Genomic DNA, 16,982 nt, shown 5'->3' with positions numbered 1-16,982 from the left:
TCTTTTTCGGGTGACCGCATATCTATGCAGAGAGTGGGAGGCGCCTAGCGCGCCATCTCCTCCTTCAGTGCCGCCACGAAGGCGTCCACGTCCTCCTCGGTGGTGTCGAAGCCGCACATCCAGCGCACGACACCGGCGGCCTCGTCCCAGAAGTAGAAGCGGAACCGCTTCTGAAGTCGCACGCTCACGTCGTGCGGGAGCTGGGCGAAGATGCCGTTGGACTGCACCGGGTAGAGGATCTCGACGCCGTGCACCGCGCGCACGCCCTCGGCGAGGCGCTGTGCCATCTCGTTGGCGTGCCGGGCGTTGCGCAGCCAGAGGTCCTTGGCGAGCAGCGCCTCCAACTGCACCGACACGAAGCGCATCTTGGAGGCGAGCTGCATGGACAGCTTGCGCAGATGCTTCATGTGGCTGACAGCGTCCGGGTTGATCACCACGACCGCCTCGCCGAACAGGGCGCCGTTCTTGGTGCCGCCCAGGGAGAGGATGTCGACGCCGACGGCGTTGGTGAAGGTCCGCATCGGGACGTTCAGCGAGGCCGCCGCGTTGGCTATCCGGGAGCCGTCCAGGTGCACCTTCATGCCGTGCGCGTGGGCGTGCTCGCAGATCGCGCGGATCTCCTCGGGCGTGTACAGCGTGCCCAGCTCCGTGCTCTGGGTGATCGAGACGACCTGCGGCATCGCGCGGTGCTCGTCCTCCCAGCCCCAGGCCTGCTTGTCGATCAGCTCAGGGGTGAGCTTGCCGTCCGGCGTCGGCACGGTGAGCAGCTTCAGGCCGCCCATCCGCTCGGGGGCGCCGCCCTCGTCGACGTTGATGTGCGCGCTCTCGGCGCAGATCACCGCCCCCCAGCGGTCGGTGACCGCCTGGAGCGCGACGACATTGGCACCGGTGCCGTTGAAGACCGGGAACGCCTCCGCCGTAGGACCGAAGTGGCTGCGGATGATCCCCTGGAGGTTCTCCGTGTACGCGTCCTCGCCGTAGGCGACCTGGTGGCCGCCGTTGGCCAGGGCCAGGGCGGCCATCACCTCCGGGTGGGCGCCGGCGTAGTTGTCGCTGGCGAAACCGCGGAGCTCCGGGTCGTGGTGGCGACGCGCATCGGTCTTCGGGGGGTTCACGGCTTCTCGGTGAGCCACAGACGCTGTCCGTTCACTTCCGCGGCGGGCTTGTCCCAGACGCCGACGATGGCCTCGGCGAGGTCCTTCACGTCGGTGAAGCCCGCGAACTTCGCGTTGGGCCGCTCGGCGCGCATCGCCTCGTGCACCAACGCCTTCACCACCAGGATCGCAGCCGCCGACGTCGGCCCTTCGGCGCCCCCGGCCTTGCGGAAGGCGTCGCCCAGCGCGAGCGTCCAGGCCTCGGCCGCGGCCTTGGCGGCGGCGTACGCGGCGTTGCCGGCCGTGGGCTTGGAGGCACCGGCGGCACTGATCAGCAGGTAGCGGCCGTGCTCGCTGCGCTGGAGGCCCTCGTAGAAGGCCAGGGAGGTGTGCTGCACGGTGCGGATCAGCAGCAGCTCCAGGAAGTCCCAGTCGTCGAGGCTGGTCTTGACGAAGGTCTCGCTGCCCCGCCAGCCCCCGACGAGGTGGACCAGGCCGTCGACCCGGCCGAACTCCTTCTCGATCCTGGCCGCCCAGTCACGGGTGGAGTCCAGGTCGAGCAGATCGACGGGCTCACCGATGACGGTGGCGCCGCCCGCGGCGTAGCGCGCCGCGTCGACGGCCTCCGCCAGCCGCTCGGGGTCGTTGTCGGCGCCGACGACGGTGGCACCCGCCTCGGCCAGCTTGAGCAGAGCCGCCCGTCCGGCCGGTCCGCCCGCCCCGGCCACCGCGATCACCGCACCGCTGAGCGGCCCGTTCCCGTTCGCCATCTTGCCCTCCTGAGCCACGTTCTGAGAAAGGTCGCTCACGCGGCGACCCGCTCGGCACTGTCCGCCGTGATGCCCTTGGTGGAGGCGATCACGTTCTTGAGCTTCTTGGACAGGGCCTCATAGAACATGCTCAGCGGAAACTCGTCCGGAAGCACGTCATCGACGAGCTTGCGCGGCGGCAGGGTCAGGTCCAGGGCCTCCGGACCCTTGGCCCACTTGGAGCCGGGGTGCGGCGAGAGGAAGCCGGAGACCAGCTCGTACCCGGCGAACCAGTGGACGAGCTTCGGCCGGTCGATGCCGTCGCGGTAGAGCGTCTCGATCTCGGCGCACAGCTGGTTGGTGACCTGCGGGGCGCGCTGCCAGTCGATGAACAGCTTGTTGTCGGTCCAGCGCACCACGTCGTGCTTGTGCAGGTAGGCGAAGAGCAGCTGCCCGCCGAGGCCGTCGTAGTTGCGGTTGCGGTCGCCGGTGAGCGGGAAGCGGAACATCCGGTCGAAGAGCACGGCGTACTGCACGTCACGGGCCTGCGGGACGCCCTCGGCCTCCAGCTTCACGGCCTCCTTGAACGCGGTGAGGTCGCAGCGCAGCTCCTCCAGGCCGTACATCCAGAACGGCTGGCGCTGCTTGATCATGAAGGGGTCGAAGGGCAGGTCGCCGTGGCTGTGGGTGCGGTCGTGGACCATGTCCCACAGGACGAAGGCCTCCTCGCAGCGCGTCTGGTCGTGGACCATCGCGGCGATGTCCTCGGGCAGCTCCAGACCGAGGGTCTCGACGGCGGCCTCGGTGACCCGGCGGAAGCGGGCGGCCTCGCGGTCGCAGAAGATGCCGCCCCAGGTGAAGCGTTCCGGCGCCTCGCGCACGGCGATCGTCTCGGGGAAGAGCACGGCGGAGTTGGTGTCGTAACCGGCCGTGAAGTCCTCGAACTTGATGCCGCAGAACAGCGGGTTGTCGTAGCGGGTGCGCTCCAGTTCGGCCAGCCACTCGGGCCAGACCATGCGCAGCACGACCGCTTCCAGATTGCGGTCCGGGTTGCCGTTCTGCGTGTACATCGGGAAGAGCACCAGGTGCTGGAGGCCGTCCGCACGGTTCGCGGCGGGCTGGAAGGCCAGCAGCGAGTCCAGGAAGTCCGGCACCTCGAAGCCGCCCTCGGCCCAGCGGGCCAGGTCCTTGACCAGGGCCTGGTGGTAGGCCGCGTCGTGCGGCAGCAGCGCCGAGAGCTCCTCGACGGCCGTCACGATCCGGGCCACCACGGCCTCGGCATCGGCGGCGGCCGGGGTGCCCTCGGCCTGGAAGTCGATCGACCCGTCGGTGGACTGCCATGGCCGGATCTGCTCCACGGCATCCTTGAGCACGGGCCATGCCGGGTGCTCCACCACCCTGGCCGCAGGAGGAACCTGCTCCCCCACACCCGACTGCACAAGAATTTCCGTCATGTCCCATCCTCCACGGGAGAACCTCGCGTAAGGACACCGTAGGCATACGAGGTTTCTCTCAGCAAGTGGCACCTCAGGAAATTATCCTGCGCAACCCCTATCGTCACCGAATTTTTTCCTGCGGGACGGGGTAAGGGCACTCGTACGGGGTAGGCACAACGATTCGGCCGGTCAATGCCGGGTCAATGCCCGTCGGACTCGCCCACGGCCGGGTGACCACCCGAGCGGGCCGCGCGCGACCACCGTCCAGGTGCTGGCCGGATCCTTGCGTCCATCGGGCCGATTCCCCGTGTACGCACGGGTTTCATCCGGGGCCCCCGCGGTTAGGCTGCGGCCCTGCCACGCGAACGCCCCGTTCCGGTCGTGCGCGTGCCGAGCCGCCGTCGACGGAAGCGAGTCGAACCTTGAACTTCCTTACCATCGGTCACCGCGGAGTGATGGGTGTCGAACCCGAGAACACCCTCCGTTCCTTCGTCGCCGCCCAGCAGGCCGGCCTCGACGCCATCGAACTCGATCTGCATCTGAGCAAGGACGGCCACCTCGTCGTCATGCACGACACCGACGTGGACCGCACGACCGACGGGAACGGCCCCATCGCCGAGAAGACCCTCGCGGAGCTGCGCGCCCTGGACGCGGGCAAGGGCGAGCGGGTGCCGGTCTTCGAGGAGGTGCTGGACGCCGTGGCGGCGCCGCTCCAGGCCGAGATCAAGGACGTGGCCGCGGCTCGGGCGCTGGCCGAGGTGATGGACCGGCGGGACCTGGTCTCCCGGGTTGAGGTGTCCTCGTTCCACGACGAGGCGGTCACCGAGATCGCCCGGCTGGTGCCGGGGGTGCGGACCGCGCTGATCGGCAGCCGCTACGGCACCGACATCGTGGAGCGGGCCGTGGCGGCGGGCGCGGGGACGATCTGCCTGAACATCCGCCGGATCACCCTCGAAGTGGTGGAGGCGGCCCGCGACGCGCACCTCAGGATCGTCGGCTGGGTGGTGAACACCCAGGACCATCTGCGTCTCGTGCGCGCCCTGGAGCTGGACGGCGCGACCACCGACTACCCGGAGATCAAGCGCACGGGACGCTTCACGGCCTGACGTTCAGCCCAGCTTCTTCGTCAGCAGTTCGAACTGGAGGTCGTCGCGCTGCGGGATGCCGAAGCGCTCGTCGCCGTACGGGAAGGGGCTCATCTCTCCCGTACGGCGGTAGCCGCGGCGCTCGTACCAGGCGATGAGGTCCTCGCGCACCGAGATCACCGTCATGTGCATCTCGGTGACGCCCCAGCTCTCGCGGGCGAAGCGCTCGGCCTCCGCGATGACGACCTTGCCGAGGCCCGCGCCCTGAAGCGTGGGGCTGACCGCGAACATGCCGAAGTAGGCGTGGGTGCCGCGGTGTTCGAGCTGGCAGCAGGCGACGACCTGGCCGTCCCGCTCGACCGTGAGCAGTCGGCTGTCTGGGGCCTTGACGACCTCCAGCACGCCCTGCGGATCGGTGCGCTGACCCTGAAGGATGTCCGCCTCGGTGGTCCACCCGACCCTGCTGGAGTCACCGCGGTAGGCCGACTCGATCAGCGCGACAAGCGCGTCGACATCGGCGTCGGTGGCGTCGCGGAAGGTCAGTGCGGCGGCGGTCTCCATGGGGCGCGTCTCCACTTCTCGGCACTGCACGGGCAGGGACGAGAGTAACGCGCTGCCACTACGCTCCGGGATCATGGTGCATGTACTCAGCAGCAGAATCCTGCTCCATCCCGTCGACCCCGACCGCTCCCGCGCCTTCTACGGCGACCAGCTGGGCCTGGCCATCCAGCGCGAGTTCGGCACCGGCCCCGAGCGTGGCACCGTCTACTTCCTCGGCGGAGGCTTCCTGGAGGTCTCCGGCCGCTCCGAGACCCCGCCCTCCCCCGCGCTCCAGCTCTGGCTCCAGGTCGAGAGTGCGGACGCGGCGCACGAGGAGCTGCGGGCCAAGGGCGTGGAGATCGTCCGTCCGCCGGTGCGTGAGCCCTGGGGACTGATCGAGATGTGGATCGCGGATCCGGACGGCACGCGGATCGCGCTGGTGGAGACCCCGAAGGACCATCCGCTGCGGTACCGGCCGGGGATCTAGCACGGCTCTTCTCCGATGGCCCGGGTCCCGTGCGGGGCTTAGCGTGCTTCAGGGGGCCGCGCTGTCGGAAGGAACGCCATGAAGCTCGACAAGCCGGTGATCGGCGGCCCCTGCTGGACCGAGCTGGGGACCAGTGATCTGGAGGCCGCCAAGAGCTTCTACACCCGGCTCTTCGGCTGGCGTACCGAGACCGACCCCCGCCAGGAGGCGGGCGGCTACACCATGGCCCACCTCGGGGACGCGGCGGTCGCGGCGCTGTCCCCGCTGTACCAGGAGTCCCAGCCGGTCGCCTGGAACGTGTCCTTCCGAGTGGCCGACGTCGACGCGACCGCCGCTCAGGCGGAGGCATCGGGCGCGACGGTGCTGGTCGGCCCGATGGACGTGTTCGATGTGGGCCGGTTCGCGGTGGTCCTCGATCCGGCCGGCGCCGCCTTCCAGCTGTGGCAGGCCCGCGCCTTCCCGGGCGCGGGCCTGTTCAACGCGCCCGGCACGCTCGGCTGGGTGGAGCTGATGACCCGCGCCCCCGACCGGGCCGTGGCCTTCTACCGCGCGCTGCTCGGCTGGAGCGTCAACGCCTCCGAGCACTACACCCAATGGGGCATCGACGGCGCCGACTTCGGCGGCATGGTGACGATGGACGAGAAGTTCCCGCCCGAGGTGCCCTCGCACTGGCTGCCGTACTTCGCGGTGACGGACGTCGACGCCGTCGCCGACAACACGGTCCACGCGGACGGCAGCGTCCTGATGGACCCGACCTCGCTGCCCGGGGGCCGCCGGATCGCGCTGCTGCGGGACCCGCAGGGCGCGGTGTTCGGCGTCTACCGCTCCCCGGACGACGCGGACTGAACCACGCCTCGAGTTCCCGCTGTGGAACATGTGCCCTGACCTGCCGTGCTCCCGCCAGTGCTCCCCGCGTACACCCTTGCGCTCGCGTGCGCGCCGCATGGTCCGGGGCAGTCTCCGAGCGACCGCGGGCAACTGCCCGGCACCGTCGAGCGGGGAGGGCGTGTGCATCTTCCGGCTTCGCCCGGCTGGCTGCTGGTCGCGTTGTGCGCGGCCACCGGCGCCTACTGCCTGCTGCGTATGCGCAGCGACGTCGAGGAACAGCGCCGGGCCGCGGGCGGCGAGGCGCTGATGGGGTTCGGCATGGCCGCGATGGCCGTGCCGGCCGCGGTGTTCACCCCTCCGGCATGGACCTGGCCGGTCTACGCGGCGGTGTTCGGCGCGGCTGCGCTGCGCGCTCTGTGGGCGGCGCGGGCGAGCGCGCACCATCTCCACCATCTCGTGGGCACCGCGGCCATGGTCTACATGGCGGTCGCGATGGCCGCCTCTCCGGGCCACGGCGCCTCCGGCGTCCCGCTGGTGACCGGGACCCTCCTGCTCTACTTCACGGGGTACGTGCTGCTCACCGGCGTGCGGCTGGTCCCTGTCACCGCGGGCGGCGCAGCGGCCGTACGCCTCGGTGACCGGCCGGAGTTGGCGCGGGCCTGCCGGCTGTCGATGGGGATCGCGATGGTCTCCATGCTGCTCACCATGTGACCTGCGTGGTCTGCGTCACTTTGCCGATACCGCCCGTATCTCTGGGCGGTACGGCGCTCATAGGCTGCACACATGATGGTCCCCGCGGCACTGTTGCTGCTCGGCGCCCTGACCGCCGTGGCCGCCCCGCGCGTGATCGCCCGGGCCGACTGGCCCGACCGGGAACCGGTGGTCGCCCTGTGGGTGTGGCAGTGCGTGGTGGCGGCCGTCCTGCTGTGCTGCGCCCTGTCGATGACGCTCAGCGCCGCCGCGGCCTGGCAGGCGGTGCGCGGTCAGGTGTTCGCGCCGGCGCCGCCGACCGTCGTGGAGGCCTACGCCCTCGGGGTGGCCGGACCCTGGGCCGCGGCGACCGCGGTGGCGCTGGCCTGCGGCGGGGTGTGGACCGCGGTGATGCTGGTCCGCGAGGTCGCGCGGGCACGGGCCCGCCGCCACCGCCGACGGGCCGAACTCCTCGTACGCGCCCCGCTGTTGCCCGGTGAGGAGCCCCGGCCCGACCGGCGTCTGGTGGTGCTGGAGAGCGAGCGGGCCGACGCCTGGTGGCTGTCCGGCGCGGCACCGCGGCTGGTGGTGACCACGGCCGCGCTGCGCCGTCTGAAGGGACGGCAGCTGGACGCCGTGCTCGCCCATGAGCAGGGGCACGCGCGGGCCCGGCACGACTGGCTGCTGCACTGCTCGGCCGCACTGGCCGCCGGGTTTCCGCAGGTGCCGGTGTTCGCCGCGTTCCGGGACGAGATGCACCGGCTGGTCGAACTCTCCGCCGACGACATGGCCTCCCGCCGCTTCGGCCGCCTCACCACCGCGCTGGCGCTGGTGGAACTCAATGAGGACCGGGGCGTGTTCGGTCCCCCGACGCGGGCGCAGGTGCCGCAGCGGGTGACCCGGCTGCTCACTCCCCCGGACCGGCTCAGCCCGGCCCGCCGGCTGCGGCTGACGGCCGCCGCGGCGCTGGTGCCCGTGGTGCCGTTGCTGGTGGCCTTCGTACCGGGGCTGCGGGCGCTGGGATAGTCCGGTCCGGGCCGATCCGCCGGCCCGGGGTTGGCCTCCCGCACCAGGAGTCGGCGAGGATCGCAGTATGCACACCCAGTCCGTCGACTCCCCGCCCCGGACCCCGCCGCACGGGCCCGCCCTCCGCTGGGCCGGTGCCCTCGCGCTGTGCTCGGTGCTGCTGCTGGCGCTGGTCGCGGGCCGCTGGCACCCCCTGATGACCCTCGACGGCGACATCGCCGAGACCACCCACCGCTGGGCGGTCGCCGAGTCCGGGCTGACGCACGGGTTCCGGATCCTCACGGACTGGGTCTGGGACCCCTGGACGATGCGCATCCTCTGCGCGGCGGCGGTGCTGTGGCTCCTCTGGCGGCACGCGGCGCGCTGGACGGCCCTGTGGCTGGCGCTCACCACCGCCCTGGCCACCGTCCTCCAGCAGGGCTTGAAGGCCGCCGTGGACCGCTCCCGCCCCGTCTGGACCGACCCCGTCGACTCCGCCCAGTACGCGGCCTTCCCCTCCGGCCACGCCATGACCGCCACCGTGGTCTGCGGCGTCCTGCTGTACCTGCTGCACCACTACGGCGTCGGCCGCCAGCTGTGGCGTACGGCCGTGTCCGTGGCCGTCGTCTCCGTCGTGGGCGTCGGTCTGACCCGGGTGTGGCTGGGCGTCCACTGGGCCTCGGACGTCATCGGCGGCTGGCTCCTGGGCGCCGCGCTGGTGGCCCTGGCGGTGGCGCTGCACCGCCGCCGGTTCCCCGGGCGGCCGTCCGACGCAACGGACTGATCTTCCCGCGCGGGCGATCGACGTTCCGTAGGATTCGAACATGACCGCAGTCCTGTTCGACTTCTCCGGCACCCTCTTCCGCGTCGAGTCCACCGAGTCCTGGCTGCGCGGGGCGCTGGCCGAGCGGGAAGTGGAGCTGCCCGAGCCGGAGTTGGCGGAGGCCGCCGAGGCGCTGGAGCGGATGGGGGCGCTGCCGGGCGGGGCGAGCCCGGCGTGGCTGCCGGAGGACGTGGCGAGCGTGTGGGGCGTCCGGGACAAGAGCCAGGAGCTGCACCGCGCCGCGTACACCGGACTGTCCCGGCACGTCGCGCTCCCCGACGAGGGCCTGCACGAAACGCTCTACGACCGCCATATGACGCCCGCCGCCTGGGATCCGTACCCCGACGCGGCCGAGGTGCTGGGCGCGCTGCAAGAGCGCGGGATCGGGGTGGGTGTGGTCAGCAACATCGGCTGGGACCTGCGCCCGGTCTTCCGCGAGCACGGCCTGGACCGGTATGTGGACGCCTACGTCCTGTCCTACGAGCACGGCATCCAGAAACCGGACCCCCGGCTGTTCCGCGCCGCCTGTGCCGAGCTCGCCGCCGATCCGCGCGAGGTCCTGATGGTCGGCGACGACCGCCGGGCGGACGGCGGGGCCGCGACACTGGGCTGCGAGGTGCACTTCGTGGATCACTTGCCGGTCGCCGAACGGCCGGACGGCCTGCGGCCGGTGCTGGATCTGGTGGCGCGCGGCCGGTCCGAGGACTTCGGCGTCGGCGCCTGAGAAGTCGCCCGGGGCCACCATCGGGGAGTCGCACGCCTGCCTTAGGCGATCCCCCGTGTCGCCCAAGGCAGGCGGCAACCCGAACAGGCCGGACCGGAGTCCGACCGGATGCGCTGAGTATAGTTGGCTGGCAGCCAGTCAACGCAGGAGTAAGCATGTCCCCGCGCAGCGCCTCGGTCAATGAAGAACTGCGGCGGCGTTCTCGCGAGCGGCTCCTCCAGGCGGCGGTCGAACTGGTCAGTGAGCACGGCTACGAGGCCACGACCTTGGGCGACATCGCGGACCGGGCCGGTTCGGCGCGCGGTCTGGTGTCGTACTACTTCCCCGGAAAACGCCAGCTCGTCCAGTCCGCGGTGCACCGGCTGATGTGCTGCACGCTCCAGGAGGCGCTGGAGCGTGAGCCGCGCACCGAGGACGGCCGGGAGCGGATGGCGCGCGCCATCGACGCGATCCTCGGGCTCGCCCGGGACCGTCCCGTGCTGATGCGCCAGCACATGGCCGGGATCCTCCAGGCCGAGGGCTTCGTGCAGTGCCCGGAACAGCGCCGCCTCGCCGAACTCCTGCGGGACACCTGCGCCCGGCACGGCTCGCTCGACGTCGACGCCGACTATCCGATGCTCCGGGCCCTGCTCATGGGCGCGGTCTACGCGGCGCTGGTCCCAGGGGTGCCGATGTCCGTGCCGGTACTGCGAGCGGAACTGTTCAAGCGCTACCGCCTCGACTGGGAGATGGGGGTCCCACCGGACGCGGACACCCCGCCGGAGGACACCGACCTCTCCCGTTTCTTCGCGACCGGGGAGGAGCCCGGCTGAGGCTCAGCGCCGGGCGTGCCGGGGTGTCAGGTATCCCGCGTCACGGGCCTGGGAGATCAGTCTGAGTGACTTGCGGCGGCTGTGGCCGGTGGCGCACATGACCGCCAGTACGGGGTCGCAGCCCTCCTCCTGGGCCGCCCGGTACTCCTGGGCGATCAGCCATCGGCCCTCGCTCCCCCGCGGCCACGCGGGGCGGGCCCGCCGGGCCCCGGCGTACTCCTCGCCGTCGGCGGCCTCGTCCTCCTGCGTCATCCCGCAGGCCTCGAACAGGGGCTCCTCGATCCAGTCGGCGAGCGCCGCCAGATCGTGCAGGGACAGCGCCGGCTGGGCCCGTACGTCCTCGATGGAGATGCCGTCCGCAGACACCACGCAAAGCGCGTCGACCCGGGCGCCGTCGGCGAACGCCAGCCTGACCTGGAACCACGCGGTCGCGGCCGCGTCCTCCCGCACTTCCCACGCGGGCCACACGGACACCTGGCCGTCCGTCGGACAACGATCAGAAAGATTAAGAAAGGATGCTTCTAGCACACACGGAACGTAACCGCATCATCACATTCCATACGAACGGACACGCGAGGCTACTCGGCGTCGGCACCCTGTCAGCGCAGCACCTCGGGTGCGATGCTGGAAGCAACAGCACCCTCCTGAGATCCCACGGGTGAGGAGTTCCGCCGTGCTGCATGTCGCCGTCGTCGGCTCAGGGCCGAGCGGGTGTTACACCGCGCAGAGCCTGGTACAGCAGGATCCGGGCGTTCTCGTGGACGTCCTGGACCGGCTGCCGTGCCCGTTCGGCCTGGTCCGCTATGGCGTGGCGCCGGACCACGAGAAGATCAAGTCCCTCCAGAACAACCTGCGGACGGTACTGGAGCACGAGCGGGTGCGGTTCCTCGGCGGGGTGCAGATCGGGCCCGGCGGGGTGCCGGCTGCCAGGCTGCGGGAGCTGTACCACGCGGTCGTGTACTGCGTGGGCGCCGCCACCGACCGGCATCTCGGGATCCCTGGCGAGGATCTGCCGGGCAGCTGGTCGGCGACCCAGTTCGTGTCCTGGTACAGCGCCCATCCGGACGCCGTGGACGACGGATTCGTCCGCGGGGCACGGTCGGCCGTGGTGATCGGCGTGGGCAATGTCGCGGTGGACGTCGCCCGGATGCTGGCCCGCGGCACGGCGGAACTGAGCCCGACGGACATGCCGCAGGCGGCGCTGACGGCGCTCGCCGCGAGCCGGGTCACCGACATCGCCATGGTGGGCCGCCGCGGCCCCTCCCAGGCCCGATTCACCACCAAGGAGCTGCGCGAACTGGGCTCCCTGCCCGGCACCGACGTCACCGTCGACCCCGCGGAGGCCGCCCTTGACCCGGCCTGGGCCGACCCCTCGGCCCTGCCAGGCGCCCAGCGCCGCAACGTCGACGTCCTGCGCGCCTGGTCCGGCACCTCACCGAACGGCGCGCCCCGCCGGATCCGGATGCGCTTCTTCCTGCGCCCCGTCGAACTCCTCGCCGAGGCGGGCCGGGTGGGCGCGGTCCGCTTCGAGCGCACGGCACCCGACGGCCTGGGCGGAGTGACCGGAACCGGCCAATTCGAAGACGTCGAGGCCCAGTTGGTGCTGCGCTCGGTGGGCTACCGCGGAGTCCCCCTGGAAGGCCTGCCGTTCGACCCGGCGACCGGCACCGTCCCGCACCTGGCGGGCCGGGTCCTGCGCGAGGGCGCGGTCTCCCCCGGCGAATACGTGGCCGGCTGGATCAAGCGCGGCCCGACCGGCGTCATCGGCACGAACCGGCCCTGCGCCAAGGAGACGGTGGCCTCCCTGATCGAGGACTCCGCCGCGCTCGTGGCCGAGGACGTCCCCGAGGATCCCCTGACCGCCCTGCGGGCAGAGGGAGTCGAGCCGGTGCGCTGGGAGGGCTGGCGGTCCATCGAGCGGGCGGAGGCGGAGCTGGGGGCGAGCCTGGGCCGACGCGTGGTGAAGCTGGCGGACTGGCGGTCCCTGATGGACGCCGCGCACCGGCCGTAGCGCACCGCGTGGCGGGACACGCACCGGAAACACTCCAGCAATCAACAAACTGTTCAAGGGACTTACGGTCTCGCCCATGACCTCCACGCATCCCGTAGACCAAGTCCCACCAGCCCGCCATCTGGCCGCGTTCGGACTGCAACATGTCCTCGCCATGTACGCCGGCGCGGTCGCCGTCCCCCTGATCGTGGGCGGCGCGATGAACCTCTCGCCCGCGGACCTGGCGTACCTCATCACCGCCGACCTTCTGGTGTGCGGCATCGCCACCCTCATCCAGTGCGTCGGCTTCTGGCGCTTCGGCGTCCGGCTGCCGATCATGCAGGGCTGCACCTTCGCCGCCGTGTCGCCGATGGTGATCATCGGTACGGACGGTGGCGGACTGCCCGCGATCTACGGCTCGGTGATCGTCGCGGGGCTCGCCATCATGCTGCTGGCGCCGGTGTTCGGGAAGCTGCTGCGCTTCTTCCCGCCGCTCGTCACCGGCACGGTGATTCTGATCATCGGTGTCTCCCTGCTGCCGGTCGCGGGCAACTGGGCCGCGGGCGGCGCCGGTTCGGAGGACTTCGGGGCGCCGAAGAACCTGGCCCTGGCCGCGTTCGTGCTCGCGGTGGTGGTCGGGGTGCAGCGGTTCGCTCCGGTCTTCCTGAGCCGGATCGCGGTGCTGGTGGGCATCGTCGTGGGGCTCGCCGTCGCCGTGCCGTTCGGGTTCACGGACTTCGGCGGGGTCTCCGACGCGGACTGGGTGGGGATCAGCACGCCGTTCCACTTCGGCGCGCCGACCTTCGAGGTGTCGGCGATCGTCGCCATGCTGGTGGTGGCCCTGGTGACGATGACCGAGACGACCGGCGACTTCATCGCGGTCGGCGAGATGACGGACCGCAAGGTCGACGCGCGGTCCCTGTCCGACGGACTGCGCGCGGACGGCCTGTCGACCGTGCTCGGCGGCGTCTTCAACACCTTCCCCTACACGGCGTACGCGCAGAACGTCGGCCTCGTCGGCATGACCCGGGTGCGCAGCCGCTGGGTGGTGGCCGCGGCGGGCGGCATCTTGGTCCTGCTCGGACTGCTGCCCAAGCTGGGCGCGGTGGTGGCGGCGATACCGGCTCCGGTGCTGGGCGGGGCGGGCCTGGTGATGTTCGGGACGGTGGCCGCGAGCGGGCTGAGGACCCTCGCGGAGGTCGACTTCAAGGGCAACAACAACCTGACGGTGGTGGCCGTTTCGGTCGCCATGGGTGTGCTGCCGGTCGGCGTGCCGACGATCTACGACGAGTTCCCGGACTGGTTCCAGACGGTGATGCACAGCGGGATCAGCGCGGGGTGCCTGACGGCGATCGCGCTGAACCTGCTGTTCAACCACCTTCCCTCGAAGGCGGGTTCGCCCTCGATCGCGGCCAAGCCCCGCGAGGAGGTCGGCTGACGACCCGCCCGCTGCTCAACCGACGGTGCAGGCGATCCCGTTCAGCGTGTAGGCGCCCGCTGCCGCGCTGTTGCCCGTATGGGTCGCCTGGTACCCGATGCTCACGCTCGCGTTCGGCGCGAGCGTGCCGTTGTACGAGGCGTTCGTCGCCGTGACCGCTCCCGACGCCGGGGTGTACGTGGCGTTCCAGCCGCTGGTGATCGTCTGGCCCGTGGGCAGGGTGAAGCCGAGCTGCCAGCCGTTCACCGTGGTCGTACCGGTGTTGGTGATCGTCACGGAGGCGGTCAGGCCGGTGTTCCAGGCGTTCGTGGTGACGCTGACCTTGCAGGGGCCGGCCGGGGGCTGGGGCGTGGGGCCGTCGTCGTCCAGGCCGAAGAAGGCGATGACGAGCGGGCCCATGACGCCGTAGCTGTAGACGTTGTGGCCGACGCCCTGGAGGCTGATCGCCTCGACGGGGGCCTGGTCACCGGTGCCGCCGTAGCGGGTGCGGGTCCAGCCGGACTGGGGCGAGTCGGTGGCCGCCGGGGTCTGGCCGAGTCCCTGCACGTTCGTCCACTGTTTGATCTCCTCCCCGAAGTTGGGGTAGCGCAGCACGTCGTCCTGGGTGCCGTGCCACAGCTGCATGCGTGGCCGGGGGCCGGTGTAGCCGGGGTAGGCGGTGCGGACCAGGTCGCCCCAGGCCTGCGGGGTGCGGGTGACGGTGCCGTTCGCGCAGGCGCTGTTCCACTCGGAGCCGTCGGTGGTGGCGAAGCAGCCGAACGGTACGCCCGCGAAGGCGGCGCCCGCCTTGAACACGTCGGGGTACACGCCGAGCAGGACGTTGGTCATCATCGCGCCGGAGGAGATGCCGGTGGCGTAGATCCGCGCGGTGTCGGCGTCGTAGGCGGCGGTCACCCAGTCGACCATGGACTTGATGCCGACCGGGTCGCTGCCGCCGCCCCGCGTGAGGGCCTGTGGCGAGGAGACGTCGAAGCACTTGCTGGAGCGGGTGACCGAGGGGTAGATCACGACGAACCCGTAACGGTCGGCGAGCGAGGCGTACTCGGTGCCGGAGTACATCGCCGGACCGGATCCGGTGCAGTAGTGCACGGCCACGAGGATCGCGGGGTGGTCGGTCACGCTGTCCGGGACGTACAGGTACATCTGGAGGTTGCTGGGGTTGGCGCCGAAGTCCGTGACCTCGGTGAGGGTCGCGGCGGGGACGACGTCGGTGGCATCGGCGCGGGCGGCCGACGAGGCGGGTGCGGTGACGAGCAGTGCCGCGAGCAGCGATAACAGCGCTGTCAGGAGAACGGCACATCGGGTCGTGGGGGTGGGCACGTCCTGGTCCCTTCTGGTCGTCGGGTGGGCATCGTGGCATGCACATGGCCACCATGGAAGCGCTCCCACACGTCGAAAGGATTCGCTCGGCCCGCCAGCCATGGAGGCTCAAACTGTCGTACGCGAAGCGTTGACCAGAAAGCGCTTACCCTCTACGTTCCGTTCAGCAGTGTGACCCGCCTGCACCCCAACAGGTGTGAACGGGCGCACAGCTCGCGGAGTTTGTTCATCATCACGAACTCCGTTCACGAACAAGAGCCGAAAGATCTGACCCCCACTCAGAAGAAGGCATCGGGACATGACTTCACGAAGGACCGGGCGCCGCGCCCTGATCGGCGGGCTCGCCTCACTCGGCGTCACGGTTGGCATGATCACGACAGGACCTTTTCCGGCGGCGCACGCCGCCACCTGGCCGACGCCCACGAGCAGTCGGCCGGTGAGCGCCACCATCCCCGTGTCCGGCACGGTGGACGGCGGGATGAAGCGGTACTACGGCAGCGGAGACCTGGCCGGGGACGGCCAGGAGGAGGGCCAGGACCCGATCTTCAAGCTCGCGGCCGGCGCGACGCTGAAGAACGTCATCATCGGCGCACCCGGCGCCGACGGCATCCACTGCGAGGGCAACTGCACGCTCCAGAACGTCTGGTGGGAGGACGTCGGCGAGGACGCCGCCACGTTCCGGGGCGGCTCGACCTACACGGTCACCGGCGGCGGCGCCAAGAAGGCCGCCGACAAGGTCTTCCAGCACAACGGCCCGGGCACGGTCAACATCTCCAACTTCGCCGTCAGCGAGTTCAAGACGCTGTACCGCTCGTGCGGCGACTGCTCCACGCAGTACACGCGCCGCGTCAACCTCAGCAACATCGAGGTGACCGGCACCGGATCCACGGCCCGCCTCGTCGGCATCAACGTCAACCGCGGCGACGTGGCGACGCTGCGCGGCATCACGATCCTCAACGACGCCGGCCGCAAGGTCATCCCCTGCCAGAGGTACAACAACACCACCGCGGTCGGCACCGGCCCGGACAGCACCAACTGCCTGTACTCCAGCTCGGACATCACCTACCGCTAGTCCCCGCGCGGTGAAGGCGGCCGTACGAAGTTCCCCCGCGCGGGGCGTCGTACGGCCGTCGCGTCATTCCCGCGCCGCACGCGCGCGTACCCGCTCGGTCAGCTCGCCCTGGTACCCGGTGTAGGCGGCCCGCAGCCGCGCTCCCGGCCAGTCGGCGGGCAGCAGTTCGGGCGGCAGCACGGGATCGGCCAGCAGATGGCGTACGGCGGCGGCGAAGGCCGTGAACCGGTCGGCGGGGCCGTCCGCCTCGGCGATACGGGTGAGCAGCGCCCGCGCGGTCCCGGCCCAGGCGTCCAGGGGCCACAGGGTCTCGGCCAGCTCACGCGCGGAGGCGTCCGGTCGGGCGGTGTAGTGCTGGGCCACGGGGTCGAGGTCCGCTGGGAGGGGGCGGGTGAGGTTCGCGGGGCGCAGCCAGACGCCCTCGCGGAGTTCGGCCAGCCGCAGGGCGGTGAGCCGGGTGCGCAGTTCGGCACGTTCGGCGGGTCCGCGGCCGGTCGCGGTGATCACCACCATCTCCCAGTCGCCGTCCCACGCGCGCGTGCGGGGGCGTACGGACTCGTCCTGGCGGCGCTGGCGCTCCAGCAGCCGGTCGCTGAGCCGGTAGACGGTGTCCGCGCGGTGCAGATCGCCGGCCGCCACCATCCGGCTGAGCGCGGCCCGCACCGTGGACCCGCCCACTCCGAACGGCTCCACCCCGCGCACCAGATCCTTCACCGGCAGCTCGGGCGGATGGCTGCCGAGCAGCAGGCTCAGCACGACCGAGCGCGCGGACAGGGGCCGCAGGGCAAGCCCTTCCGTCTCCGCCGTCTCGTTCGTCCGCATGAGCACGTACTGTACGGCGCCGATCTTCATGTTGCACTCTTGCTGCGACTGTGGAAGAAGTGCAACA

Annotated in this window: 18 protein-coding genes; 11 read left to right on the top strand and 7 right to left on the bottom strand. The window is 71.1% G+C overall.

The features are described 5' to 3' along the window. Window positions 1-44: 44 nt before the first annotated feature. The 3 genes from BN159_RS38790 to BN159_RS38780 are packed head-to-tail and all read right to left on the bottom strand — an operon-like array spanning window position 45 to window position 3,297. Window positions 45-1,115, bottom strand: coding sequence for a threonine aldolase family protein (locus BN159_RS38790; protein WP_015662533.1), 1,071 nt, complete (start codon window positions 1,113-1,115; stop codon window positions 45-47). Further along, the gene (locus BN159_RS38785) at window positions 1,112-1,864 is read right to left on the bottom strand and encodes an SDR family oxidoreductase (protein WP_015662532.1); all 753 of its coding nucleotides are present in this window, start codon (window positions 1,862-1,864) and stop codon (window positions 1,112-1,114) included. The genes BN159_RS38790 and BN159_RS38785 overlap by 4 nt, the downstream gene beginning before the upstream one ends. 35 nt (window positions 1,865-1,899) lie before the next feature. Then, window positions 1,900-3,297, bottom strand: coding sequence for a DUF6421 family protein (locus tag BN159_RS38780; protein ID WP_015662531.1), 1,398 nt, complete (start codon window positions 3,295-3,297; stop codon window positions 1,900-1,902). 404 nt (window positions 3,298-3,701) lie between these two features. On the opposite strand from BN159_RS38780, the gene BN159_RS38775 reads away from it, so the two are divergent. Further along, a complete protein-coding gene (locus BN159_RS38775; protein ID WP_078598940.1) occupies window positions 3,702-4,385 on the top strand; it encodes a glycerophosphodiester phosphodiesterase in 684 nt (227 codons plus the stop codon). 3 nt (window positions 4,386-4,388) lie between these two features. On the opposite strand, the gene BN159_RS38770 is transcribed toward BN159_RS38775, so the two are convergent. Continuing rightward, window positions 4,389-4,925, bottom strand: a complete 537-nt coding sequence (locus BN159_RS38770) for a GNAT family N-acetyltransferase (protein WP_015662529.1) — start codon at window positions 4,923-4,925, stop codon at window positions 4,389-4,391. Between the two features lie 73 nt (window positions 4,926-4,998). Between BN159_RS38770 and BN159_RS38765 the strand changes: the two genes are divergently transcribed. The 7 genes from BN159_RS38765 (at window position 4,999) to BN159_RS38735 (ending at window position 10,273) form a co-directional block, all read left to right on the top strand. After that, entirely contained in the window at window positions 4,999-5,391 is a 393-nt protein-coding gene (locus BN159_RS38765; protein ID WP_015662528.1) for a VOC family protein, read from the top strand. Window positions 5,392-5,469: 78 nt separating this feature from the next. Next, a complete protein-coding gene (locus BN159_RS38760; RefSeq protein WP_015662527.1) occupies window positions 5,470-6,237 on the top strand; it encodes a VOC family protein in 768 nt (255 codons plus the stop codon). A 162-nt stretch (window positions 6,238-6,399) separates the two neighbouring features. Next, window positions 6,400-6,930: a DUF5134 domain-containing protein gene (locus tag BN159_RS38755; protein WP_015662526.1), complete on the top strand. Its 531-nt coding sequence runs from the start codon at window positions 6,400-6,402 to the stop codon at window positions 6,928-6,930. Between the two features lie 72 nt (window positions 6,931-7,002). Continuing rightward, window positions 7,003-7,935, top strand: coding sequence for a M56 family metallopeptidase (locus tag BN159_RS38750; RefSeq protein ID WP_015662525.1), 933 nt, complete (start codon window positions 7,003-7,005; stop codon window positions 7,933-7,935). Between the two features lie 67 nt (window positions 7,936-8,002). Continuing rightward, window positions 8,003-8,698, top strand: a complete 696-nt coding sequence (locus BN159_RS38745; protein WP_015662524.1) for a phosphatase PAP2 family protein — start codon at window positions 8,003-8,005, stop codon at window positions 8,696-8,698. 40 nt (window positions 8,699-8,738) lie between these two features. After that, a complete protein-coding gene (locus BN159_RS38740; protein ID WP_015662523.1) occupies window positions 8,739-9,461 on the top strand; it encodes an HAD family hydrolase in 723 nt (240 codons plus the stop codon). Window positions 9,462-9,616: 155 nt separating this feature from the next. Continuing rightward, window positions 9,617-10,273 (top strand): TetR/AcrR family transcriptional regulator, encoded by a 657-nt coding sequence (locus BN159_RS38735; protein WP_015662522.1) that lies wholly within the window; start codon window positions 9,617-9,619, stop codon window positions 10,271-10,273. Window positions 10,274-10,276: 3 nt separating this feature from the next. Here the strand turns inward: BN159_RS38735 and BN159_RS38730 are convergent, their stop codons facing one another. Then, window positions 10,277-10,747, bottom strand: a complete 471-nt coding sequence (locus BN159_RS38730) for a DUF6214 family protein (protein ID WP_015662521.1) — start codon at window positions 10,745-10,747, stop codon at window positions 10,277-10,279. 199 nt (window positions 10,748-10,946) lie between these two features. Between BN159_RS38730 and BN159_RS38725 the strand changes: the two genes are divergently transcribed. Next, window positions 10,947-12,284, top strand: a complete 1,338-nt coding sequence (locus tag BN159_RS38725; protein ID WP_015662520.1) for an FAD-dependent oxidoreductase — start codon at window positions 10,947-10,949, stop codon at window positions 12,282-12,284. A 76-nt stretch (window positions 12,285-12,360) separates the two neighbouring features. Next, entirely contained in the window at window positions 12,361-13,701 is a 1,341-nt protein-coding gene (locus BN159_RS38720) for a nucleobase:cation symporter-2 family protein (RefSeq protein WP_015662519.1), read from the top strand. Between the two features lie 15 nt (window positions 13,702-13,716). On the opposite strand, the gene BN159_RS38715 is transcribed toward BN159_RS38720, so the two are convergent. Further along, complete coding sequence (locus BN159_RS38715; RefSeq protein WP_015662518.1) at window positions 13,717-15,021, bottom strand: extracellular catalytic domain type 1 short-chain-length polyhydroxyalkanoate depolymerase; 1,305 nt, start codon at window positions 15,019-15,021, stop codon at window positions 13,717-13,719. 298 nt (window positions 15,022-15,319) lie between these two features. Here BN159_RS38715 and BN159_RS38710 point away from each other — a divergent pair, with 298 nt between their 5' ends. Beyond that, on the top strand, window positions 15,320-16,093 hold the full coding sequence (locus tag BN159_RS38710; protein ID WP_015662517.1) for a pectate lyase: 774 nt from the start codon (window positions 15,320-15,322) through the stop codon (window positions 16,091-16,093). A 63-nt stretch (window positions 16,094-16,156) separates the two neighbouring features. Here the strand turns inward: BN159_RS38710 and BN159_RS38705 are convergent, their stop codons facing one another. Beyond that, the gene (locus tag BN159_RS38705) at window positions 16,157-16,915 is read right to left on the bottom strand and encodes a PaaX family transcriptional regulator C-terminal domain-containing protein (protein WP_041822218.1); all 759 of its coding nucleotides are present in this window, start codon (window positions 16,913-16,915) and stop codon (window positions 16,157-16,159) included. Window positions 16,916-16,982: the final 67 nt, after the last annotated feature.

This window comes from Streptomyces davaonensis JCM 4913, from assembly GCF_000349325.1.
GTDB classification, from domain to species: Bacteria; Actinomycetota; Actinomycetes; order Streptomycetales; family Streptomycetaceae; genus Streptomyces; species Streptomyces davaonensis.
Note: the sequence above shows the minus strand (reverse complement) of the source record. Positions and strands in the feature narration are given on the sequence as shown.